This is a genomic window from Methylobacterium sp. FW102-HT35C08 (genome assembly GCF_058790235.1).
The window spans coordinates 1935071-1957529 of record NZ_JBYTCL010000002.1; the positions used below are offsets into that span (position 1 = coordinate 1935071).

At 69.3% G+C, this 22459-nt stretch carries 23 protein-coding genes and 1 tRNA gene; 11 read left to right on the forward strand and 13 right to left on the reverse strand.

Annotated features, from left to right (window positions below):
- Positions 1 to 5: 5 nt before the first annotated feature.
- The gene (locus tag AC3WSN_RS09200) at positions 6 to 368 is read left to right on the forward strand and encodes a hypothetical protein (protein WP_492537463.1); all 363 of its coding nucleotides are present in this window, start codon (positions 6 to 8) and stop codon (positions 366 to 368) included.
- Positions 369 to 444: 76 nt separating this feature from the next.
- Here the strand turns inward: AC3WSN_RS09200 and AC3WSN_RS09205 are convergent, their stop codons facing one another.
- From AC3WSN_RS09205 to pdxY, 9 genes are all read right to left on the reverse strand, one after another.
- Positions 445 to 615 (reverse strand): hypothetical protein, encoded by a 171-nt coding sequence (locus tag AC3WSN_RS09205; protein ID WP_492537465.1) that lies wholly within the window; start codon positions 613 to 615, stop codon positions 445 to 447.
- Positions 616 to 811: 196 nt separating this feature from the next.
- Positions 812 to 1129, reverse strand: a complete 318-nt coding sequence (locus AC3WSN_RS09210; protein WP_192708431.1) for a hypothetical protein — start codon at positions 1127 to 1129, stop codon at positions 812 to 814.
- A gap of 148 nt (positions 1130 to 1277) precedes the next feature.
- Positions 1278 to 1433: a hypothetical protein gene (locus tag AC3WSN_RS09215; protein ID WP_492537468.1), complete on the reverse strand. Its 156-nt coding sequence runs from the start codon at positions 1431 to 1433 to the stop codon at positions 1278 to 1280.
- A 792-nt stretch (positions 1434 to 2225) separates the two neighbouring features.
- Positions 2226 to 2315 (reverse strand) — tRNA-Ser (locus AC3WSN_RS09220).
- Positions 2316 to 2456: 141 nt separating this feature from the next.
- Positions 2457 to 4724, reverse strand: a complete 2268-nt coding sequence (glgX, locus tag AC3WSN_RS09225; RefSeq protein WP_192708430.1) for a glycogen debranching protein GlgX — start codon at positions 4722 to 4724, stop codon at positions 2457 to 2459.
- Between the two features lie 121 nt (positions 4725 to 4845).
- Positions 4846 to 5820: an ABC transporter substrate-binding protein gene (locus tag AC3WSN_RS09230; RefSeq protein ID WP_492537470.1), complete on the reverse strand. Its 975-nt coding sequence runs from the start codon at positions 5818 to 5820 to the stop codon at positions 4846 to 4848.
- A 220-nt stretch (positions 5821 to 6040) separates the two neighbouring features.
- Complete coding sequence (locus tag AC3WSN_RS09235; protein ID WP_492537472.1) at positions 6041 to 6751, reverse strand: NUDIX hydrolase; 711 nt, start codon at positions 6749 to 6751, stop codon at positions 6041 to 6043.
- Positions 6744 to 7628, reverse strand: a complete 885-nt coding sequence (locus AC3WSN_RS09240) for a PhzF family phenazine biosynthesis protein (protein ID WP_192708427.1) — start codon at positions 7626 to 7628, stop codon at positions 6744 to 6746. Before AC3WSN_RS09240 ends, AC3WSN_RS09235 begins: the two co-directional genes overlap by 8 nt.
- A 62-nt stretch (positions 7629 to 7690) precedes the next feature.
- Positions 7691 to 8539, reverse strand: a complete 849-nt coding sequence (gene pdxY / locus AC3WSN_RS09245) for a pyridoxal kinase PdxY (RefSeq protein ID WP_492537475.1) — start codon at positions 8537 to 8539, stop codon at positions 7691 to 7693.
- A gap of 123 nt (positions 8540 to 8662) precedes the next feature.
- Between pdxY and AC3WSN_RS09250 the strand changes: the two genes are divergently transcribed.
- The 3 genes from AC3WSN_RS09250 (at position 8663) to AC3WSN_RS09260 (ending at position 10595) form a co-directional block, all read left to right on the forward strand.
- Positions 8663 to 9184, forward strand: a complete 522-nt coding sequence (locus AC3WSN_RS09250; RefSeq protein ID WP_192708425.1) for a DedA family protein — start codon at positions 8663 to 8665, stop codon at positions 9182 to 9184.
- 16 nt (positions 9185 to 9200) lie between these two features.
- Positions 9201 to 9977, forward strand: a complete 777-nt coding sequence (locus AC3WSN_RS09255) for a cobalamin-binding protein (RefSeq protein WP_192708424.1) — start codon at positions 9201 to 9203, stop codon at positions 9975 to 9977.
- 105 nt (positions 9978 to 10082) lie between these two features.
- A complete protein-coding gene (locus tag AC3WSN_RS09260) occupies positions 10083 to 10595 on the forward strand; it encodes an MmcB family DNA repair protein (protein ID WP_192708423.1) in 513 nt (170 codons plus the stop codon).
- Between the two features lie 37 nt (positions 10596 to 10632).
- Here the strand turns inward: AC3WSN_RS09260 and otnC are convergent, their stop codons facing one another.
- Together otnC and AC3WSN_RS09270 are read right to left on the reverse strand one after the other, a co-directional pair.
- On the reverse strand, positions 10633 to 11313 hold the full coding sequence (gene otnC / locus AC3WSN_RS09265; RefSeq protein WP_192708422.1) for a 3-oxo-tetronate 4-phosphate decarboxylase: 681 nt from the start codon (positions 11311 to 11313) through the stop codon (positions 10633 to 10635).
- Entirely contained in the window at positions 11310 to 12317 is a 1008-nt protein-coding gene (locus AC3WSN_RS09270) for a LacI family DNA-binding transcriptional regulator (protein ID WP_492537478.1), read from the reverse strand. The genes otnC and AC3WSN_RS09270 overlap by 4 nt, the downstream gene beginning before the upstream one ends.
- A 348-nt stretch (positions 12318 to 12665) precedes the next feature.
- Here AC3WSN_RS09270 and AC3WSN_RS09275 point away from each other — a divergent pair, with 348 nt between their 5' ends.
- The 5 genes from AC3WSN_RS09275 (at position 12666) to denD (ending at position 18426) form a co-directional block, all read left to right on the forward strand.
- On the forward strand, positions 12666 to 13988 hold the full coding sequence (locus AC3WSN_RS09275) for an MFS transporter (protein WP_192708420.1): 1323 nt from the start codon (positions 12666 to 12668) through the stop codon (positions 13986 to 13988).
- Between the two features lie 166 nt (positions 13989 to 14154).
- Entirely contained in the window at positions 14155 to 15063 is a 909-nt protein-coding gene (gene ltnD / locus AC3WSN_RS09280; protein ID WP_492537480.1) for an L-threonate dehydrogenase, read from the forward strand.
- Between the two features lie 203 nt (positions 15064 to 15266).
- Entirely contained in the window at positions 15267 to 16049 is a 783-nt protein-coding gene (otnI, locus tag AC3WSN_RS09285) for a 2-oxo-tetronate isomerase (RefSeq protein WP_192708418.1), read from the forward strand.
- Positions 16046 to 17320 (forward strand): 3-oxo-tetronate kinase, encoded by a 1275-nt coding sequence (gene otnK, locus AC3WSN_RS09290; RefSeq protein WP_492537483.1) that lies wholly within the window; start codon positions 16046 to 16048, stop codon positions 17318 to 17320. Before otnI ends, otnK begins: the two co-directional genes overlap by 4 nt.
- A gap of 128 nt (positions 17321 to 17448) precedes the next feature.
- On the forward strand, positions 17449 to 18426 hold the full coding sequence (denD, locus tag AC3WSN_RS09295) for a D-erythronate dehydrogenase (protein ID WP_192708416.1): 978 nt from the start codon (positions 17449 to 17451) through the stop codon (positions 18424 to 18426).
- A 132-nt stretch (positions 18427 to 18558) separates the two neighbouring features.
- Here denD and AC3WSN_RS09300 read toward each other — a convergent pair whose 3' ends face one another.
- Entirely contained in the window at positions 18559 to 18960 is a 402-nt protein-coding gene (locus tag AC3WSN_RS09300) for a type II toxin-antitoxin system VapC family toxin (protein WP_192708415.1), read from the reverse strand.
- Positions 18960 to 19199 carry a type II toxin-antitoxin system VapB family antitoxin gene (locus AC3WSN_RS09305; protein WP_192708414.1) on the reverse strand — a complete coding sequence of 80 codons (240 nt, stop codon included), beginning with the start codon at positions 19197 to 19199 and terminating at the stop codon, positions 18960 to 18962. The genes AC3WSN_RS09300 and AC3WSN_RS09305 overlap by 1 nt, the downstream gene beginning before the upstream one ends.
- An 83-nt stretch (positions 19200 to 19282) precedes the next feature.
- On the opposite strand from AC3WSN_RS09305, the gene recQ reads away from it, so the two are divergent.
- Positions 19283 to 21124 (forward strand): DNA helicase RecQ, encoded by a 1842-nt coding sequence (recQ, locus tag AC3WSN_RS09310; RefSeq protein WP_192708413.1) that lies wholly within the window; start codon positions 19283 to 19285, stop codon positions 21122 to 21124.
- Between the two features lie 617 nt (positions 21125 to 21741).
- Positions 21742 to 22410 (forward strand): FkbM family methyltransferase, encoded by a 669-nt coding sequence (locus AC3WSN_RS09315; RefSeq protein ID WP_192708412.1) that lies wholly within the window; start codon positions 21742 to 21744, stop codon positions 22408 to 22410.
- Positions 22411 to 22459 lie beyond the last annotated feature (49 nt).

The following is a 22459-nucleotide window of genomic DNA, read 5'->3' on the forward strand; positions in this document are numbered from 1 at the left end:
TGACCATGGCAGACAACCAATCAGGACAGACGGGCGGCCTATCCGGCGCGTCAGCGGGTAAATCGGGCGGCAGCAGTGCGGGCGGCTCATCCGGCGGCGGTGCTGGCGTCGCGGACCAGGCCAAGGAGACGCTGCGGGACGCCACCAGCAGGGCCTCAGACGCTTGGGACAACGCCTCTGAGTACGGTTCCCGCTACTACCGCCAGGGCAGTCGCGCAGTCGGCGACATGGACACCGGGACGATGACCGGCCTGTTCATCGCGGGTGCGATCGGCTTTGGTCTCGGCTGGCTGGTGTTCGGTCAGCAGTCCCGCTCCGGCGATTACATCCCGAGGCGGATGAGCGAGAACAGCGAACGCCATTATTGAGCGGACATGAAAAGCCCCGCCGGGCACTGGGCCGGGCGGGGCTGATCTGCTCGCAGTGCAACGAGGAATAGCGCGGTTACGCGGCGATCTTCGCCACGGCAGCATAGTTTTCGTTGCTCGCCAGGAGCGTGGAACCAACTGCGGCCGGGGCGCTGCTCTTCGGGCTCAGACAGTCGGCCAAGAACGGGACCAGCGCGACGTTGGCGGCAACGGCGGCGACGAGAGCGGTAACAGCGAGAGCGATCATGGCGGCAGTCCGTGCTGGCGTTTGCGGTGCAGCATTTATGACATCGAACCGCGCTCCTTGGCATACCAAATGCCAGATACCACCCGTGCGATGAATGCATGGATGCGGTCAGCTTGGCTTTGAGATGCGCGTTTCCGCTCGGCCGGCATCATGTCGCCAGGCCGGAGGGTCGAACCAAGTCTGCCCGACACGGATCTCAGCGCGCCGGTGCGGTCATCTCCGCGACGCCGTTTGCCTCGAAGCGTACAAGCCTGGGGCCCGGCTTGCCGGTATCGCGTTCCAGCAAGTCGAGACGCGCGTTGATGGCCTCAATCCACTCCGCGTTGGTGCACGTGCTCAGGAGCGGCTGCACGACGTCTGCAAGGTCGCGGGCAAGCGTCTCGCGACAGAGCTTACCCAACTCGCCGCCGTTCTCCACGAAAGCACCAGCAACGGCCTCCCCCATCATCAGCGCCTGACCTGCTCCGGTCGGGGCCTCTGTCTCGCTCTCTCCTTGAGATCGCTTAGTCAGCATCGGCTCAGGCATCCGGCAGGCTGCAGGTGTTCCTTGATCGGTCCATGAACGGTCCAGGCGGCTAAACCGTTGCGGGGGCAGCGACGTTGGACGGCAGCCCGCCGTTATCGTGTCGAACGGGGTCCGTGTGACCATGAGCCGATCACCCTCACTTCGTGCCCGCGTCCTGACCGACCAGCCGATCGGCAATCCGCAACTTGCGGATCGGGCTGGCATCACAGCGCGGCGGCGGGGCGAGGTCGTCAAACTGGCGAGCAACGTTCTGAAGGGGGAAGGCTTGGTCGAGCGCGTGGATGGCCGGCATCCCTTCAAGTGGCGCAGGCCAGCCCGCTCGACAGCTGAGAAATGTACGAACACGACCTCTCCGCCGCCTTCGGAATGGATGGCGTGGGGCGTCGATGAGCGCTTGGCACGGGAGCTGGTCCAGGGCCTCATACAGTCAGCCATCGTCCGAGGGGCTGATCCTGGCGCACGTCTTCGGGAGTTCCGCGCGCTGCAGCAAGCCGCAATGGCAATGTCGCAGGACCCGGCCGTAACCGATACTGCCGAGCGGCTCCTCCGTGCGATCGATCTCTCCCTGCAGGATTTGGCTGCCGTGAAGTCTTAGGCGGCCGGGCGGGTACTGGTGCCGCTGGGCACATAACCGTCTCAGATGGGTGGTTTCCTGCCCGTCGGCTCTGGGCGAGTACCGACCCATAAACGGACATCACCGTCAGCGAGACCTAGCTATGCTGCCGCTGGTCACTCATCGCGTCCCGAATGCGGGGCTCGTTGGCTTTCAACCTGGCAGGCCAGCCTGTTCAGCGAGTTCGGTCGCGGTATCAGACTCAGGCGTCCAAGATGCGCTGGCGGATATTCCAGCCCTGTCGGGCGCCGCAGCGTGTAGGGATCTTGGCATAGCCCGGGCTATCGCGAACCACCAATCGAACGCTCCTCGGGGGCCTTGAGTCGAGCGCCATGCCTTCACGTCGATGACGGCCCGAGCGTGCCGTTCATATATCGGAGGCCTTCGCTGCCCCGACCTTCCACTGCTGGTGGGGTGAATGGTGGGGTAAGCCCCTGTCAGTTCAAAAAAGCTTGTCTGATCAATAATGGCTGGCGGAGGGAGCGGGATTCGAACCCGCGATACCGTTTCCGGTATACACACTTTCCAGGCGTGCGCCTTCAACCACTCGGCCACCCCTCCAGCCGCGGACAGGCCACCCGGGCGCGCAAGTGGGGCGCCGGGCGCAGCCAGGGCCGCGCGGTGCCGTGCTGTTAGCCGGGTGCGCCGCCGCGCGCAAGGCGGAGACGGCCGGGCGGTGCGAAAACCGCCCGGCCGTGGGTCTCAGCCTTCCGCGTCGAGGTGGAACCGGACATGCTCCACGTTCGCCCGCTCGAAGGCCTGCATCACGTGCTGGTATGAGCGCTCCATGGCGTTGTCGCCGTCGCCGGGGCTGTCCTCGGGCTTCAGCACGAACATCAGCAGCGAGCGCCCGGTCACGTCGTAGCCGATGCCGAACTTGAAGCTCTCCACGTCCTGGCTGTCGGGCAGGTTGGTGTCGAGGAGGCGCGTCCAGGCCACGCCGCCCACGGATTCGGGCAGCGTGAACGTGACGAGATCGTGGTGGGCGTTGAACATGATCAGCAGGGTCGCGTCGCCGCCGCGGCGGTGCAGGCCGGTGGCCTGGGCGCGGCCGTCGAGCTGAACCGCGAAGGCGCGGGCGCCGCCGTCGGTCCAGTTCTCGGGCGTCATCTCGCTCCCGTCCGGGCGCAGCCACGCCACGTCCTTGACGCCGAACTCCTCGTCGTACTGCCCGGTGAGGAACCGCCCGCGGCTCAGGATCGGCAGGGCGTTGCGCAGGATGACCAGGCGCTGGGTGAACTCGGCGAGGTCCTGCTCCTCCTCCCCGATCGCCCCCCAGTCCAGCCAGGAGACCTCGTTGTCCTGGCAATAGGCGTTGTTGTTGCCCTGCTGGGTCCGGGCGAACTCGTCGCCGGCGAGCAGCATCGGCGTGCCGCGGGACAGGAACAGGGTCGCCAGCATGTTGCGCATCTGGCGCAGGCGCACCGCCCGGATCTCCGGGTCGTCGGTCGGACCCTCGACGCCGTAATTGTACGAGAGGTTGTGCGAGTGGCCGTCGCGGTTGCCCTCGCCGTTCGCCTCGTTGTGCTTGTCGTTGTACGAGACCGTGTCGTGCAGGGTGAAGCCGTCATGGGCGGTGAGGAAGTTCACCGAGGCCCAGGGCTTGCGCCCACGCTTGTTGAACTTGTCGGCCGAGCCGGCGATGCGCGCGGCGAGGTCCGGCAGGAGCCCGGCATCGCCCTTCCAGTAGGCCCGGACGTCGTCGCGGAACCGGTCGTTCCACTCGGCCCAGCCCGGCGGGAAGCCGCCGACCTGGTAGCCGCCCGGGCCGCAATCCCACGGCTCGGCGATCAGCTTCACCGAATTCAGGACCGGATCCTGCCGGCAGGTGTCGAGGAAGCCGCCGCCCTCGTCGAACCCGTAGGGCTCGCGGCCCAGGATCGTGGCGAGGTCGAAGCGGAAGCCGTCCACCTGCATCTCCTGCGCCCAGTAGCGCAGCGAATCGGTGACGAGCTGCAGCACCCGCGGATGCGACAGGTTGAAGGTGTTCCCGGTGCCGGTGTCGTTGATGTAGTAGCGCGGCTCGTTGGGGAGCAGCCGGTAGTAGGAGGCGTTGTCGATCCCCTTGAACGACAGGGTCGGGCCCTTCTCGTTGCCCTCGGCGGTGTGGTTGTAGACCACGTCGAGGATCACCTCGAGGCCGGCGCCGTGGAAGCGCGAGACCATCTCCTTGAACTCGGAGAAGGCGAAATCCGGCACCGCCGCGTAGCGCCGGGCGGGGGTGAAGAACGAAATCGTGTTGTAGCCCCAGTAATTCACCAGCCCCTTCTGCTCGAGGTAATCGTCCTGCACGAAGGCGTGGACCGGCAGCAGCTCCACCGAGGTGACGCCAAGGCTCTTGATGTAGTCGAGCACGTCGCGCGTGCCGAGGCCGGCATAGGTGCCGCGCAGCTTCTCGGGCACCCGCGGGTCGAGCTTGGTCATGCCCTTGACGTGGGTCTCGTAGACGATGGTCTTCTCCCACGGGATCAGCGGCTTCTGGTGCCGCCCCCAGGTGAAGGCCGGGTCGATCACCCGCGAGCGGCGGGTGTAGGGGGCGCTGTCGCGCTCGTCGAAGGTCAGGTCGTCTCCCGATTCCATCTGGTAGCCGAACAGGGCCGGGTTCCAGGTGATCGAGCCGACGAGCCCCTTGGCGTAGGGGTCGATCAGCAGCTTGTTGGGGTTGAACCGGTGGCCGGCCTTCGGCTCGTAGGGGCCGTGGACCCGGTAGCCGTAGATCGTGCCGGGCCGGGCATCGGGCAGGTAGCCGTGCCAGATCTCGTCGGTGTACTCGGGCAGCTCGATCCGCTCGATCTCCTGCTCGCCCTGGTCGTCGAACAGGCAGAGCTCGACCTTGGTGGCGTAGGCGGAGAACAGCGCGAAGTTGACGCCGAGCCCGTCCCAGGTGGCGCCGAGGGGATAGGGTTGGCCTTCCTGGATGCGCGAGCGGGTCGCGCGGGCCTGCGATGCGGGACGACGGGTATCGGACATGAACACTCCGGAACGCGACCCGCCCGGCCACGTGCCGTTGCGGGGAGCCCCTGGTGAACGTGCCGAAAACAGCGAAGCTCCCGCGCTGCCGCAAAAATCACCGACGCCGCACGCCAGCGCCTCAGTTCGAGGCCGCGGCCGTGAAGCTGCGGTCGACGGCCCGGCCAACATCGAGCGTTTTCGACAGGATGCCGTACCGGGTCGCCCGGTCCGAGGCCTCCTGGACCTCCTTCACGACGGCGTCGTCGATCGCGACCGGGCTGGTCCGCTGCGCCGTGTAGGCTGCGCGCAGGACGTCCTCGGGCAGCTTGGTCAGCTCGGCCGTGTTCCGGGCATAGGCATCGAGGTGGTCCAGCGACCACAGCCGCGCCTTGTTCAGGCGGGTCAGGAAGTCCTGCAGGGCGGCGCGCTTGGTGGCGATGGCGCTGTCCGACGCGACGATGAACGTGATGGTCGGCGTCAGGCCTGCGCCGTCGGCGATCGGGCGGGCCTTGTCCTTGAGCGTCGCGAACGAGACGTAGGGGTCCCAGACCGCCCAGGCATCCACCGAGCCGGCCATCAGCGCGACCTTGGCGTCGACCGGGTTGAGCGGTGCGAAGATGGCCTCGGACGGCGCGATCCCGGCCTTCTCCAGGGTCGCGCTGATCAGGAACTGGCCCCAGCCGCCGCGGGTGCCGGCGAGCCGCTTGCCCTTGAGATCGGCGGCCGAGCGGATCGGCGAATCCGCCCGGACCAGGATCGCTTGGGTCCGGGGATCCGACTTGGTGCCGCCGATCGCCTTGATCGGCGCCCCGGCCGCGTAGACCGTGAGGAAGGAGAGGTCGCCGGTATAGCCGACGTCGAGGGCGCCGGCGTTGAGCGCCTCCAGGATCGGTGCCGCGGCCGGGAATTCCGACCACTCGATCCGGTAGGGCAGATCCTTCGCGGCGCCGGCGATCTCCAGGAGCGACCGGTTCCCGCCCTTCTGATCGCCGACGCGCAGGACGACCGTGTCGGCCGCGAGCGATACCGCCGCCGAGGCCACGGTGACGGTGGCGGCCAGCAGGACGGCCGCGAGCCGGTGGCCGGCAGGACGAGCGTGAGATTCGGTGCGCATGAAGCCTATCGCCGTCTGCGGCCCGCGACGCGCGAGCCCTTCGGGACGGCCGAGTTTATGGTTGCGTCAGCGACGAGCAAGGAGATGGGATTCTGTATTGCACGCGCATCGTACAAGAACATCGCGTCGAACTGACGTGCACGAGACGATCTAGGTCTCTCCCCGCAGATGCCAGCGGACCATGTCGGCGCAACCGCGCCGGGCCGGGCGCGGTTGCGCCTCAGGATCGGGACGCGAACGCGTCCGCGAGATAGGCGCGCACGAAGCCCGGCATCCGCGCGGCGTCGATATCCGCGGTGCTCCGCGCGCTGTGCAGGCTGGCGAGTTCCGGCTCGGCCTGGCCGCGGAGATGGGCGCCGATGCGCGCGTCGAGCGCCGCGGCCGAAGCCGGGAAGCGCACCGGACGCAGGAAGGCGAGTTGGCCCTCCCCGTCCAGCAGCACCCACTCGGTGGCGGCGCCCTCGGGCAGCGCCAGGCCGGTCTCCTCGGCGAGTTCCCGGGCGGCGCTGCCGGCGAGGTCGACGCGGTCGCCCCACACGTCGTCCGGGTCCGGCGTGCCGCACGGGAAGTAGAGCTGGCCGGCATTGGCCGTGTGGGCGCCCATCTCGCCGAGGAGGACCGCGCCGTCCGCCGTCCAGGGCACGATCGCCGCGAAGGCGTTGGCGACCTGCGCGTCCGCGACCCTGAAGTTCCGGTACGCCGTGAAGGTGGAATAGCGGACGGCGAACAGATCGACCCGGGCGGTCCCGTCCGCGACGCTGTGGCCGCAGCTCAGGAGGACAGTGCCGTCGAACAATCCGGGGCTCCGCCGGATCCGGTCCTGCCAATGCGCGGCGATGGCGGCAGCGTTCTCGCGGGGAAAGGCCCAGTCGTAGGCCACGATCCGCGCCGTGACACCGGTCAGGCGCGTGATGCGGAAGCCCTCAGACATGCAGGACGCCGTCCGAGACGATCACGGCCGCGCCGCCGATCTCGACGCCCCGCAGGGCACCCGCCGCGATGGTGATCTGGAGCGCGATCGTGCTCGGCCGGCCCATCGCCTGTCCCTGGCGGATCGCCACGTCGTGGGTGCCCTCCCCCAGGGTCTCGAACTGCATCAGGACTCCCGCGAAGGCGGAGGCCGCCGCGCCGGTGGCGGGGTCCTCCGGGACGCCGAAATTCGGCGCGAACATCCGCACCCGCCAGCTCTGGCCGGTCCCCTCGGGATCGGGCGTGTAGAGGTAGAGCCCGTCCGCGGGATCCGGCGCCTGGGCCGGCCGGGCGGCGTCGAGGGCCGCCACCGAGGCGACCGGCACGCAGGTGAAGCTTGGGCCGACCCCGTGGCGGCTCGGCACGTGTCGGCCGGTGCCGATGTCCCCGGGCGTCAGGCCGAGGAGCGGCGCCAGAATGTCGGGCTCGGGACCGGGGCCGAGGAACTCCGGCAGGGTCGGCAGCCGGAACCGCGCCCGGCCGCCCGTGCCGTCGGCCAGGGTCTCGACCACGCAGGGGACGATCCCGATGCCCTCCTCCAGGCCGAAGGCGCGGGCATCGCCCCGGGCCGGATCCTGCAGCGCCAGCAGCACCGCGGCGCCGACCGTCGGGTGGCCGGCAAAAGGCAGTTCCCGACTTGGGGTGAAGATGCGCAGCCGCGCCCGGTGCCGGGCCTCCGCGGGCGGCAGCACGAACACCGTCTCGGACAGGTTGAACTCCCGCGCGATGGCCTGCATGGCCGCGTCGTCGAGCCCCTCGGACTCGACCACCACCGCGAGCGGATTGCCCGCGAGCCGCTGCTCGGTGAACACGTCCAGGGTGACGAAGCGGCGCGCCATCGTGTCGGACCTTCCTGCTCTCGCTGTGCCGGTCCGGCCGCGCAGCGCGGCCGGACCGTGTCTCAGACCGCCTCGACCGAGAAGGTCTCGCTCGGATTCACGTACTCGTCCTGCGCGGACACCGTCAGGATCTCTCGAGACCCCGCCTCGGCGGTTCGCTTCAGGAGCCCGTAGACCGAGGCCGCCGCCGCGCCGAGCGCCGCGGCGGCCGAACCGGTGCGGGCGTAGTGGACCAAGAACAGGGCCGCGATGCAGTCGCCCGCACCGTTGACCGCGATCGCGAGGCGCGGGGTGCGCACCCGGAAGAGCTGCCCCTCCGCCCCCGCGAGCAGGTCGATCCTGTCCGGCGGCGTGTCGGCGCAGAGCGCCGAGGTCACCAGCACTACGCGGGGCCCGGATGCCTGGAGGGCGGCGATCGCCGTTCCGGCCTCGGCGAGCGTCCGGCTCGGCAGGCCGGTGAGGAGGCCCAGCTCGAACTGGTTGGGGGTGAGGATGTCGGCCTGCGGCACCGCGCGCTCGCGCAGGAACGCCTCGATGCCGGGCCGGACGTAGACGCCTTCCTCCACGTCGCCGATCACCGGGTCGCAGCAATAGAGCGCCGCGGGATTCGCCGCCCGCACGGCGGCCACCGCCTCCAGGATCGCGGCCCCGATCTCGGGCGAGCCCATATAGCCCGACAGCACCGCGTCGCAGGTTCCGAGCACGCCGCGCTCGCCGATGCCGCGCACCACGTCGCGGATCATCGCCGCATCGAAGACCGGGCCGCGCCACGCGCCGTAGCCGGTGTGGTTGGAGAACTGCACCGTGTGCACCGGCCAGACCTCGACCCCGAGCCGCTGCATGGGGAACACCGCCGAGGCGTTGCCGACATGGCCGTAGGCGACGTGGGACTGGATCGACAGGACGTTCAACGCGCGACTCGCTCGTGGTCACGCTACGGTTAGCCGGTTCCCGCCCCGCCCGCACCCCCATCCCTTGCCGACCTCCCCCGTGCACCTCAGATGGGACCGATCCCCGGTCACACGCTGAGCCCCATGGACATCGAAGCCCTGCGCACCTCGACCCTCGCCTTCGTCGAGGCGCACAAGGTCTGGACGCCGCTGATCGCGGGGGGGCTCGCCTTCTGCGAATCGATCGCGGTCCTGTCGCTGTTCGTGCCGGCGACCGTGATCCTGGTCGGGATCGGCGCCCTGGTGGGCGGGGCCGACATCCCGTTCTGGCCGGTGGTGATCGCCGCGGCGCTGGGTGCTGCGCTCGGGGACTGGATCTCCTACGAGGCCGGGCGCTGGCTCGGCCCCGGCGCCAAGACCAAGTGGCCGCTGCGGCGCTATCCCGAACTCATGGCGAAGGCCGAGGCCTTCATCGGCCGCTGGGGCATCGCCGCGGTGGCGCTCGGACGGTTCTTCGGGCCGGCCCGGGCGCTGGTCCCGCTCTTCGCCGGCATCCTCGGCCTGGCGCGGCTGCCGTTCCAGCTCGCCAACCTCGCATCGGCGCTGGTCTGGGCCTTCGTGCTGCTGGCGCCCGGAGCCGGGCTGCTGACTTGGCTCGACCGATGACTTGGCTCGACCGCTGATGCGCCGCTTCCCCCCGGAGCGCATCGTCTGCCTCACCGAGGAGACGGTCGAGACCCTGTACCTGCTTGGCCAGGAGGACAGGATCGTCGGCGTCTCGGGCTACGCGGTGCGGCCGCCCCGGGTCCGGCGGGAGAAGCCGCGCGTCTCGGCCTTCACCAGCGCCGACATCCCGAAGATCCTGGCCCTGGCGCCGGATCTCGTCCTGGCCTTCTCGGACCTCCAGGCCGACATCGTCGCCGACCTCGCCCGGGCGGGCGTGGCGGTCCACCTGTTCAACCAGCGCGACGTGGCGGGCTGCCTCGCGATGATCCGCACCCTCGGCGCCCTTGTCGGCGTGCCGGAGCGGGCCGAGATCCTGGCGGCCGGCTTCGAGGCCCGGCTCGCGGAGGCCGCCGCGGCGGCGCGGCAGCGCCGACCGGTGCACGTGTACTTCGAGGAGTGGGACGCACCGATGATCTCCGGCATCGGCTGGGTCTCGGACCTGATCGACCTCGCGGGCGGCCGGGACGTCTTCCCCGATCTGAGCCGGCAGGCGGCCGCCAAGGACCGGATCGTCACGTCCGAGCAGGTGATCGCGGCAGCGCCCGAGGTGATCCTCGCCTCGTGGTGCGGGAAGCGGGTCAACATCGAGCGCATCCGGTCCCGCCCCGGCTGGGCGGCGATCCCGGCGGTGCGCGACGGGCGCATCCACGAGATCAAGGCGCCGCTGATCCTTCAACCCGGCCCGGCCGCGCTCACCGACGGGTTCGACGCGATCCAGGCCTGCCTGGGATGAGTGTTTCGGGGTGGCGGCCAACGGAGTGATCCCGCGCCGCAGGTGACGGACCGGGCGCAACTTGGCAGGATGTCCCGATTCGGCACAGACGCATCCCCCTGATTGATGTCCGCTTCCCTCAGCTTGCCTGATTCCGCGCCCCCGATCGCCGAGGCGCTCCTGCCTGTCGACCGGCGGCAATCGCCCACGGCCCTGCGCATCCAGCGCGGCGTGCGCCGGCTGTTCTCCGAGATGGGCTGCGTCACACTGCCGGAATTCTCGCTGGCGAATGGGCGCCGGGCCGACGTGATCGCGCTGTGCGGGGCGGGCAAGCTCACCATCGTTGAGATCAAGTCGAGCGTGGCGGATTTCCGCGCCGACCGGAAATGGCCGGATTACCGCGACTTCTGCGACCGGTTCTTCTTCGCGATCCCCGAGGAGGTTCCGGAATCGCTGATCCCGGAGGAATGCGGCCTGATCGTCGCCGACGCCTACGGTGCGGGGATCCTGCGGGAGCCGCCCGACCACCCGCTGAGCGGTGCCCGCCGCAAGGCCGTGACGCTGCGCTTCGCCCATAGCGCCGCCCGCATCCTCCACGCGCTGGCGGATCCGGGGGCCGTGCGGGAGGGAGCGCTGTAGGCTGGGGATGGAGCGGGAGAAAATTGGCGTCCGCGCCTCACCCGTGATCGTGCTCGGCATGGTCGTCCGGATCCGGCAGGGTCAGCCCGAAATGGCGCACCAGATCGGCCACCTGCCCGGGGCTCAATTGCCGCGGGTTGAGGTTGCGAAGGAGCAGATAGAGCTTGGCGGTCTCCTCCAACTCCTCGGTGGCGAAGACCGCACCCTCCAGGCTGTCGCCCGCCACCACCGGGCCGTGATTGGCGAGCAGCACCGAGCTGTACCGGCCCGCGAGCCCTCGGATCGCATCCGCCACGGCCGGGTCGCCCGGGCGGTAATAGGGCACCAGCGCCGTGCCGCCGGTGCGCATCAGGTAGTAGGGCGTCAGCGGCGGCAGCACCTGCCGCGGGTCGACCTCCGGCAGCATCGACACCGCCACCGCGTGGGTCGAGTGCAGGTGGACGATGGCCTTCGCCTCGATCCGGCTCTCGTAGAGTGCGCTGTGCAGCGGGATCTCCTTGGTGGGCTTGTCGCCTGAGACGAGCCGGCCGGCCTCGTCCAGCCGCGAGATCCGGGCCGGGTCGAGGAAGCCGAGCGACGCGTTGGTCGGTGTCACCAGCCAGCCGCCGTCGGGCAGGCGCAGCGAGATGTTGCCGGACGAGCCCGGCGTCAGGCCGCGCTCGAACAGCGAGCGGCCGTAGCGGCAGATCTCCTCGCGCAGCCGGCTCTCGTCGCTCATGCGGTCGCTCCCTCGATCAGCTCGAATCCGAGATCAATTTTTTTCGGGCTTTCGCCGGTCAGGCAGGCGGCGGCCTGCCGGCCGATCTCCAGGCGCGGCGTGCGCACCGTCGACAGGGGCTGGGGCATCGCGGCGGCGAAGTCGAGCCCGTTGAAGCCGAACAGGGCGATCCGTTCCGGCACCGCCAGCCCCGCCGACAGGCAGGCGAAGTAGCCGCCGAGCGCCATGTCGTCGTTGGAGAAGTAGACCGCGTCGAGATCGGGCACGCGCGCCAGTAGCGCCTCCAGCCCGGCGCGGCCCGAGGTCGGCGAGGACGGGCCCGGCCGGATCTCCTTGGCCTGGAGAGCCAGCCCCGCCTCCCCGAGTGCGGCCTCGAACCCGGCGAGCCGCTTGCCCGCGCGCAGATCGACGCGCAGGTCGTGGCCGAGATAGGCGATGCGGCGGTAGCCGCGCGCCACGAGGTGGCGGGCGCTCGCCGCGCCTACCGCCCGGTTGGAGAAGCCGACAACGGTGTCGATCCCATCGCCATCCGTGTCGATCATCTCGATCACGCGCACGCCCCCGGCCCTCGCGAGGGCCACCGTCCCGGGATTGTGCTCCAGCCCGGTGAGCAGCAGCGCAGCGGGGCGCCAGGACAGGAGCGCGGCGGCGAGCGCCTCCTCGCGGTCGGGATCGTAGTCGCTCACCCCGATCACGCAGGGGATACCCTCGGCGTCGAGGGCGGCGGTCAGGCCGCGCAGCAGGTCGGGGAAGACCACGTTGGCGAGTGACGGGATGACGACGCCGACGAGCCGCGCGCTCGCCCCCTGCCCCGCGAGGCTGCCGGCGAGACGGTTCGGCACGTAGCCGAGCCGGGCCACGGCTTCCGCCACCCGCTCGCCGGCGCGCTTGGAATAGGATCCGTGATTGCGCAGGACCCGCGAGACCGTGCTCTCGCCGACGCCCGCCGCGCGGGCGACATCGGTGAGGGTGACGAGCCGCCCCGGCGGCTGGATGTCGTCCATGGCCCCGCTCTCCCGACGCGGATTTTTCATGACGCCCGTCGAACCTCCCATCGATCCCCCTCAACCTGAGGTGACCACAAAGCGGACCTCGAAGGAGAGCTCCAGAAAGCGCTGCGACCTCTGGAGGCCTCTTACGAGGCCTGCGCTGCGCTCCGGCACCTCAAGATGAGGGGGGATCGATGGGAAGACCGTCCTCGGCGATCGACGACTGACATAGCGGCCTGCATTATCTCGCACAACCGGATTGGCAGCGCTGCCAAAAGGCGATATGGCACCACCCCAGCGCCGCCCGACGAGCGGTGAAGACCAATGTCCAGGGGCCTAGAGCCCGGACCAGGGAGAACGCCCATGCCGGTCCAAGCCGCCCCGCTGGGGGGCGCCACCGCACCCGCGGACGAGAAGTCTTTCGCCGACCGCACCTACGCGAAGGTGTTCTGGCGCCTCGTGCCGTTCCTGATGCTCTGCTACGTGGTGGCGTATCTCGACCGGGTGAATGTCGGGTTCGCCAAGCTCCAGATGTCCCAGGAGCTGAAGTTCTCCGAGACGGTCTACGGACTCGGCGCCGGCATCTTCTTCCTCGGCTACTTCCTGTTCGAGGTGCCCTCGAACGTGATCCTGCACCGGGTCGGCGCCCGGGTCTGGATCGCCCGGATCATGATCACCTGGGGGGTGATCTCCGGCGCGTTCCTGTTCGTGAACTCCGAGTGGAGCTTCTACGGGATGCGCTTCCTGCTGGGGCTGGCCGAGGCCGGCTTCTACCCGGGCGTCATCCTCTACACGACCTCGTGGTTCCCGGCCCATCGCCGGGCCAAGGTAATCGCGGTGTTCATGGCGGCGATCCCGATCTCGGGCATCTTCGGCAATCCCCTGTCGGGCTGGATCATGGATGCGCTCAACGGCGCGCACGGCCTGTCCGGCTGGCAGTGGATGTTCCTGATCGAGGCGGTGCCGGCGGTGCTGATCGGCCTCGCGGTGTTCTTCTACCTCGACAATCGCCCGTCCGAGGCCAAGTGGCTGAGCGAACCCGAGAAGCAGCTCCTCGAGCGCGACATCGCCGCCGACAACCAGGGCAAGGAATCGAGCCCGCACTCGATCGCCACCGTGTTCCGGAACGGCCGCGTGTGGTTCATGAGCCTGATCTACTTCGCCTTCGTCACCGGCCAGTACGGCCTGACCTTCTGGATGCCGACGATCGTCAAGGCGTCGGGCGTGCAGGGCAACTTCAACATCGGCCTGATCAGCGCGATCCCGTTCCTGTGCGCGGCGATCGTGATGGTCCTGCTGGGCCTCTCCGCCGACCGGATGCGCGAGCGGCGCTGGCACCTGATCGTGCCCGCCCTGCTCGGCGCCGTCGGTTTCGTGGTCTCGGCCAGTGCGGGCTCGACCACGATCGCGGTGGCGGCGCTCTCGGTGGCGGCGGCCGGCGTGCTGACCTGCTCGCCCCTGTTCTGGTCGCTGCCCACCGCCTTCCTGAGCGGCGCTGGCGCGGCGGCTGGCATCGCACTGATCAACTCGGTGGGGAACCTCGCCGGCTTCGTCAGCCCCTACGTCATCGGGGCACTCCGCGACGCCACCGGCAGCACCGCCGCCGGCATGTACGCACTGGCCGTCATGCTGGTGGTCGGCTCCGTGTGCGTGTTCGTCACACCGGCGCGGATGGTCAACCGCTGACCTTCGATCCGGCCGCGACCTACCCCCTCTCCCGACGGATCTCGGGCTTGTCCGAGATCCGCATCCCGAAGCCCAGGTCGGGCAAGCCCGACTTGGGTGGAGAGACGCCCCCCGCCTCACACGGTGATGCAGAGGCGCTCATCCCTTCATGCAGGAGCCGCCCCCGATGACCAACGCAACACACCGCGCCGCGGTGATCGGCCTGGGCTCGATGGGCTCCGGCATGGCCGGCTCGCTGCTGCGCGCCGGCTTCTCCGTCGCGGCCTGCGACGTGAACCCGGAGGCCGTGGCGCGCTTCGCGGCCGCCGGCGGCCGGGGCGCCGTCAACCCGGCTGAGGCCGCCGAGGGCGCCGACGTGGTGGTGAGCGTGGTGGTCAACGCCGCGCAGACCGAGGCGGTGCTGTTCGGCGAGAACGGCGCCGCCGCCGCGATGCCGGAGGGCGCGGTGTTCGTCTCCTCCGCCACCATGGACCCGGCCATCGCCCGGACCCTGGCGGCGCGGCTGGAGGCCACCGGCCGCCACTATCTCGATGCCCCGATGAGCGGCGGTGCCGCTCGCGCGGCCGACGGCGGCCTGACGTTCCTGGCCTCGGGCTCGGCGGCGGCCTTCGCCAAGGCGCGACCGGCCCTCGATGCCATGGCGGGCACGCTCTACGAGCTCGGCGACGCGGCCGGCCAGGGCGCGGCCTTCAAGATGATCAACCAGCTGCTCGCCGGGGTCCACATCGCCGCCGCTTGCGAGGCGATGGCCTTCGCGGCCAAGCAGGGGCTCGACCTGGCCCGCGTCTACGAAGTGATCACCAAGTCGGCCGGCAATTCCTGGATGTTCGAGAACCGGGTGCCCCACATCCTCGACGCGGATTACGCCCCGAAGAGCGCGGTCGACATCTTCGTCAAGGATCTCGGCATCGTGCAGGACATGGCCCGGGCGGAGAAGTATCCGGTCCCGGTGGCGGCGGCGGCGCTGCAGATGTTCCTGATGGCGTCCGGCGCCGGCATGGGCCGGGACGACGACGCCTCCGTGGCGCGGCTCTACGCGCAGGTCTCGGGCGCGAAGCTGCCGGTGACGGCTTGAGGAAGTCTGATTCCACCCCCTTCCTCATCCTGCCCGCGTCAGCGGGCCCCGAAGGAGGGCTCCAGGGATCGCCGTGCTGACTGGAGGGCTCCTTCGAGGCCTCCGCTGCGCTCCGGCACCTCAGGATGAGGGGATTGGGTTGGATGACGGTCCGCTGAGCGGATCGGACAGGTATCAAGAACTGCGCAGGGAGTCCCAGAAGAATGCCGCGCTTTGCCGCCAACCTGAGCCTGATGTTCAACGAGGTGCCGTTCCTCGACCGGTTCGAGGCCGCTTCCCGGGCCGGGTTCGACGCCGTCGAGTTCCTGTTCCCCTACGAGCATCCGCCGGAGGCCATCGGCGAGCGGCTCCGGGCGAACGGCCTGACCCAGGCGCTGTTCAACCTGCCACCGGGCGATTTCACCAAGGGTGAGCGTGGCCTGGCGGCGTTTCCTGAACGCTTCGACGAGCTGAAGGCCGGTGTCGACACCGCACTCCGCTACGCCGAGGCGACTGGCGTCGGCCGGCTCCACCTGATGGCAGGCCTCGCGCCCCACGATGACCCGCGCGCCGCCGAAGCTTACCGCAGGGCCGTGACCTGGACGGCGGAGCGGCTGGCGCCTGCCGGTCTCGACCTCGTCCTGGAGCCGATCAACGGCCGGAACATGCCGGGCTACTTCCTCAACGATTTCGGCCGGGCGGCGGACCTGATCCGCGACCTCGCCCTGCCGAACCTGAAGCTCCAGTTCGACCTCTACCACTGCCAGATCCTGCACGGCGACGTGACCATGCGGCTGCGCGCCCTGATGCCGATCATCGGCCACGTTCAGACCGCGAGCGTGCCCGAGCGGCACGAGCCCGGCACCGGCGAGATGGCCGACTTCTTCCTGTTCGACGAGCTGGACCGGCTCGGCTACGCCGGCTTCGTCGGCTGCGAGTACATTCCGGCCGCCGAGACCGTCGCGGGCCTCGGCTGGCTTGCCGCCTACAAGGAGAGCCAACGATGAGCCTCGCACTGGGCTGCGTCGCCGACGATTACACGGGCGCCTCGGACCTCGCCAACACCCTGACCAAGGCGGGCCTGCGCACGATCCAGACCATCGGCGTGCCTGAGGAGGGCCGCGCCCTGCCGGAGGCGGACGCGGTCGTGGTGGCGCTGAAAAGCCGCTCGATCCCGGCCGACCAGGCGGTGGCGCGCTCCCGCGAGGCGGAAGCGTGGCTGCGGGCCCGGGGCGCCGCCCACGTGATGTTCAAGGTCTGCTCGACCTTCGACTCGACCGATGCGGGCAATATCGGACCCGTGATGGACGCCCTGCGGGCGGAGGCCGGCGAGACCATCGCGCTGGTCACGCCTGCCTTCCCCGAGACGGGACGGAGCGTCTACCAGGGCAACCTGTTCGTGGGCGCGGTGCCGCTGAACGAGAGCCCGCTCAAGGACCACCCGCTCAACCCGATGCGCGACGCCAACCTCGTGCGCGTGCTCGGGCGCCAGAGCGGCAGCCCGGTCGGCCTGATCGACACCGCCACGGTCGCCCGGGGCGCGGAGGCCGTGGCCGCCCGCCTCGACGCATTGGCCGCCGAGGGCAAGGGCGCCGCCATCGCGGACGCGATCTTCGACAGCGACCTCGAAGTGCTCGGTCGGGCGATCATCGACCGACAATTCTCGGTCGGGGCCTCCGGCCTCGGCCTCGGCCTCGCACGGGCCCTGGTCGCCGACGGGCGCGGTACGACGGACGCTGCCGGAGCGGCAGTCGGCGAGCCCGTGGGTGGGACCTCCGCCTGCCTCGCCGGGAGCTGCTCGCAGGCGACGCTCCAGCAGGTCGCCGCCGCCGAGGCGATCATGCCGGTGCTGCGCCTCGACCCGGCGCGGCTGCTCGCGGGCGACGACGTGGTCGCCGAGGCCCTGGCCTTCGCGGCGGAGCGCCTTGCCTCCGGCCCGGTGCTGATCGCCACCTCGGCCCCGCCCGAGTCGGTGCGCGCCCTCCAGGCCGAGCACGGCGTCGATGCCGCCGGCCACGCCATCGAGGCCGCCCTGGCCGCCATCGCCGAGGGCCTCGTCGCCCACGGCGTACGCCGGCTCGTGGTCGCGGGCGGCGAAACCTCCGGCGCGGTGGTCGACCGGCTCGGCCTCACCGCCTTCCTGCTCGGGCCGGAGATCGCGGCGGGCGTGCCCGTGCTGCGCACCGCGGGCCGGCCCGAGCCGATGCTGCTCGCCCTGAAATCCGGCAATTTCGGCGGCCCTGACTTCTTCGGCCGCGCCCTCGACATGATGGCCTAAGCATCATCCAGAAAGGTGGCTTCCGGCTTTCGGAAGAAGATGATGCGGAACCAGAGAATGAGCGCATCGCCCCGGTTCCGGTTCCGGGGTGATGCGCTGAAACCGCACAACCCGACGGGAGGTACTCTATGCACGCCCTGATTCTCGGCGCCGCCGGCATGATCGGCCGACGCCTCGTGGACGCCCTGGTGAAGGACGGCCGGGTCGGCGGTGAGCCGCTTACCGCCCTCACCCTCCTCGACGTGGTCCCGCCGTCGGCGCCCGAGGGCTTCTCCGGCCCGGTGCGGGCCGAGGCCGCCGACCTCACGGCGCCCGGCGCCGCCGAGGCCGCCATCGCCGAGCGGCCGGGGGTGATCTTCCACCTCGCCGCCGTGGTCTCCGGCGAGGCCGAGGCCAACCTCGAACTCGGCTACCGGGTCAATCTCGACGGCACCCGGCTACTGCTCGACGCGATCCGCGCGGCCAACGCGGCGGACGGCTACCGGCCGAAGCTGGTCTTCACCTCCTCCCTCGCGGTGTTCGGGCCACCCTTCCCCAAGGTGATCCCCGACGATCACATCCTGCGCCCCGCCTCTTCCTACGGGGTCCAGAAGGCCATGGGCGAGCTGATGCTCGCCGACTATGCGCGCCGCGGCTTCCTCGACGGGATCGGCCTGCGCCTGCCGACGATCTGCGTGCGGCCGGGCAAGCCCAACAAGGCGGCCTCGGGCTTCTTCTCAGGCATCATCCGCGAGCCGCTGGCCGGCCAGGAGGCGATCCTGCCGGTGCCCGACACCGTCCGGCACTGGTTCGCCAGCCCCGCGGCGGCGGTGGGTTTCCTCATCCACGCCGCCGGGCTCGACCTCGCGACGATCGGTCCCCGGATCAGCCTGACCATGCCGGGCGTCTCGGCGACGGTGGCGGAAGAAATCGAGGCCCTGCGGCGCGCGGCGGGCGACAAGGCCGTGGCGCTGATCCGGCGCGCGCCGGACGCCACCATCGCGCGGATCGTCGGCTCCTGGCCGGAGGCGTTCGAGCCGGAGGCCGCCCTGGCCCTGGGCTTCCGGGCGGACGCGTCCTTCGACGCGATCGTGGCCCAGCACGTGGCCGAGTTCCACGGCGGCTGAGGCCCCGCTCGCCGTCATCACGAGCGCAGCGACGTGACCCGGGCGGCGCGCGGCTTGTCGGCCGGCGCTTCCTGGATTGCTTCGCTTCTCTCGCAAAGACGAGGGTGCCGACATCGGATTCGGACGGGGCAGTCAGCCGAGGGCCGAGCGGATGTCGGTCTGCGGGAAATCGTCGCCGACGTAGAGCAGCGGCACGCCGTGCACCTGCGCGCAGGCATAGGCGAAGCAGTCGCCGAGGTTCAGGCGCGCCGGGTGGCGGCCCTTGCCGTAGCGGGTGTGGGCCGCGAGGGCGATGCGGACTTCCGCGATGCCGAGAGAAACCACCGTCATATCGATCGTCTTACGGAAGCCGTTCACAATGCCTTCGGCGGCTTCCGGCTGCACTGACTGAATGCGGGCCACCGCCAGGATGCCCTCGAACAGGGCGAGGGCGCTGGTCAGACGGTGTGGAGCTTGGCGGAGGCAATCGGCCACCCGTTCAAAGCCCTGCTCCCGGCACAGGATCGCGACGAGAGCTGACGCATCGACGAACATCAGTCCTCGTAGAGGCTGTCGTAGAAGGCTTTGTCGGCTTTGAGACCGGTCTTCGGGTATGCGGCAAGAGCATCCTGGATCGGGCGGATCTTCTCCAGAAACTCGGCCAGTGACTCGTCCCGCCGCGCCAGCTCGTTCGTGAGCGCGAGGCGCACCGCCTCGGTCTTGCTCACACCGGCCCGCGATGCCAGCTTCTCGGCCAGCTGATTCACCTCTTCGCTGCGGATGTTGAGCGGCATGGCGGCCCCCGTGTAGACACGGGGAGGCTAGTGTCTACACACCCCTGCCGCAAGGGCGGCCAGAACTCCGACCAAGGATCCCGATGACCCGCCTCGATGAGGCCCGCGCCGCGCTGAAAAAGACGTTCGGCTACGAGGATTTCCGGCCCGGCCAGGACGAGGTGATCGGCGCGGTGCTCGACGGCGCCGACGTGTTCGCCGTGATGCCTACGGGCTCGGGCAAGTCGATGACCTACCAGCTTCCGGCTCTGGTCGATCCGGGGCTGACCGTGGTGGTCTCGCCGCTGATCGCGCTGATGCACGATCAGGTGCAGCAGATGAGAAGCGTCGGCATCCAGGCCGCGACCCTCAACTCGACGGTGGCGGAATCCGAGTCCCGCGAGACCTGGCGCAGCCTGCGCTCGGGCGACCTACGGCTGCTGTTCGTCTCCCCCGAGCGCCTGCTGATGGACGGCTGCATCGAGGCCCTGCGCGGGGCCGGCGTTCGGCGGCTCGCCGTGGACGAGGCGCACTGCGTCTCGCAATGGGGCCACGATTTCCGGCCCGAGTATCGGGAGATCGCGCGCGCCCGGACCACCCTCGGCAACGTCCAGACCCTGGCGCTCACCGCCACCGCCGACGCCGCGACCCGCGCCGAGATCGCCGAGCGGCTGTTCCCGCAGGGGCGGCCCCCGAAGATCTTCGTCCATTCCTTCGACCGGCCGAACATCCGGCTGACCTTCCAGCCCAAGGACAACCCGGCCCGGCAGATCGAGCGGTTCCTGAAGCACCGAAGGGCGGAGAGCGGGATCATCTACTGCTCGTCGCGTAAGCGCACCGAACAGCTCGCCGAGACCCTCCGGAAGGACGGCTTCGACGCCCTGCCCTACCATGCCGGCCTCGACCAGGCGACGCGGATGCGGAACCAGGACCGGTTCCTGCAGGAGGACGGGGTGGTGATGACCGCCACCGTCGCGTTCGGCATGGGCATCAACAAGCCCGACGTGCGCTTCGTCTGCCACGCCGACATGCCCAACAACGTCGAGGGCTACTATCAGGAGATCGGCCGCGCCGGCCGCGACGGGCTGCCGGCCGACACGCTGACCCTCTACGGCCTCGACGACATGGCGCTCCGCCGCCGGCAGATCGACGAGAAGGAGATCTCCGACGAGCGCCGCCGGGTCGAGCGGCGCAAGCTCGAGGCGATGATCACCCTGTGCGAGGGGGCCAATTGCCGGCGCCAGTCGCTGCTCGCCTATTTCGGCGAGGCGAGCGGCGCTTGCGGCCGCTGCGACCTGTGCCGCGGCGGCGTCACCCTGGTGGATGGAACGGTCGCGGCCCAGAAGATCCTCTCGGCGATCGTGCGCACCGGCCAGCGCTTCGGCGCGGCCTATATCTGCGACGTGGTCCACGGGAAGGAGAGCGAGCAGATCCGTCGAAACGGCCACGCCGGCCTGAAGACTTTCGGGGTCGGCGCCGACAAGCCGGTGGCGGCGTGGCGGGCGATCCTGCGCCAGCTCTTCGCCGCCGGGGCGATCGCGGAGAATGCCGACGGCTACGGCGGCCTGTCCATGACCGAGAAGGGCGAGGCGATCCTGTTCGGGCGTGAGCCTGTGCAGCTTCGCCCGGATCCTGAGCCGAAGGCCGAATCCCGCGAGCGCCGCCGTGCCGCGCCCCGCGAGGACGGCGAGATCGCGCTGTCGGAGACAGACGAGGCGCTGTTCCAGCACCTGCGTGGCCTGCGCGCCACCATCGCCCGGGCCGAAGGCATCGCGGCCTTCATGGTCTTCCCCGACCGAACCCTGATCGAGATGGCCCGGCAGAAGCCCGTCGATCTCTGGGCCTTGCGCACCGTGCATGGGGTCGGCGAGCGCAAGCGCGAGGCCTACGGCGACAAGTTCGTGGCGGCGATCGCCGATTTTCTGGCCCATCCGCCGGCGGCGTGAGGATGCTGGGTAGGAAGCAGGATGCCTCTGAACGCACCGGTCGGTTCGCGTCGACGCACCGGTGGTGAGGAGACCGGAACCGTTGCGAAGCTGCTCGTGCCAGGCGCGGATCGCTCGGCTCCTCACCCGCGACTTCGCAGAATCGCGTGCTGCAGGCCCGATCCCGCTGAGCCCCGGCTGCTTCAGGAGATCGCGATCCGGACCAGGGTTGCCGATGCGGGCGGTTCGCTGCGTGTAGTGCGCTGGTTGGGCAGGCTGAAAATCCGCGCCACGCTGCGCGCCGGTTGCCAGGCACCGGAAAGGATTGCGCCGCCAGCCGGATGGCAGTCTCGCCTGCGTCTGGGGCATGCGGCGCGTGGCCTGCATCAACCCCACCTCATTCTTCCGCAGGGCCAAGCGATGCGTGCCAGCGAAGTTGTAAACTTCTAAGTCAATCTGTTCTTAGGGTAGAAAAATCGCGGATCGTAGTAGATTTGTTTAGATTTTTAGAAACGCGTTCGCCGCAATCGGTTGCCTGTGTCCATGCTGCAGCTTATGAACCGTGTTTGTCTCAATCAAAGAGACAAGCATTCGGTTTATTATATCGCATTGCTCCCTCTTTTAGGATGGAAAGCAGCATGTTTGGCAGTGAGTATAATATAACTACTTTAATGAAGGCGATGGGAATTAACTGCGTCTTGGATGTTGGGGCCAATTCCGGGCAGTTCGGCGGGGCCCTGTTTCAGCGGGGATTTCCGGGAATTGTGGTCTCTTTTGAGCCGCTGAATGACTGCTATCAAGATTTAACGAAAAACGCGAGCGCGTATCCCAACTGGCATTGCTTCAACTTGGCTCTCGGCTCTGAGGAGGGCGAGGCCGTCATCAATGTCTCCGCCAATCGCTTCAGCAGCTCGATTCTGCCGGCGAGGGCTTGGTCCATAGAGGCGCATGCGCCCATCGCGCCCGTCGCTCAACAGACAGTGCAGGTTCGGCGCCTTGATTCGCTCTGGCAGGAAATGTGGTCCCCGACCCCTCCCAGACCGCTCATGCTCAAGATCGACGTGCAGGGTTTTGAACCGCAAGTGCTGGACGGTCTTGGACGCCATCTCGAGGAAATCGATCTGCTTCTGCTCGAGGCGTCGCTGATTCCATCGTATGAGGGTGCAAAATCGTTCGACGTCGTGGTCTCGGACCTGCGGAGCAAAGGGTTGCATCCTGTCTGGATCGGCCCGGGATGGGGAGATTCCCAGACCGGTCAGATCTTCGAATGCGACATCGCTTTCGCGAGAAACGCGATCATAAAGTGACGTCGAGGGCGCCTGAGGATCTCTGTATTGTGCTATTTGTATAGTCTTG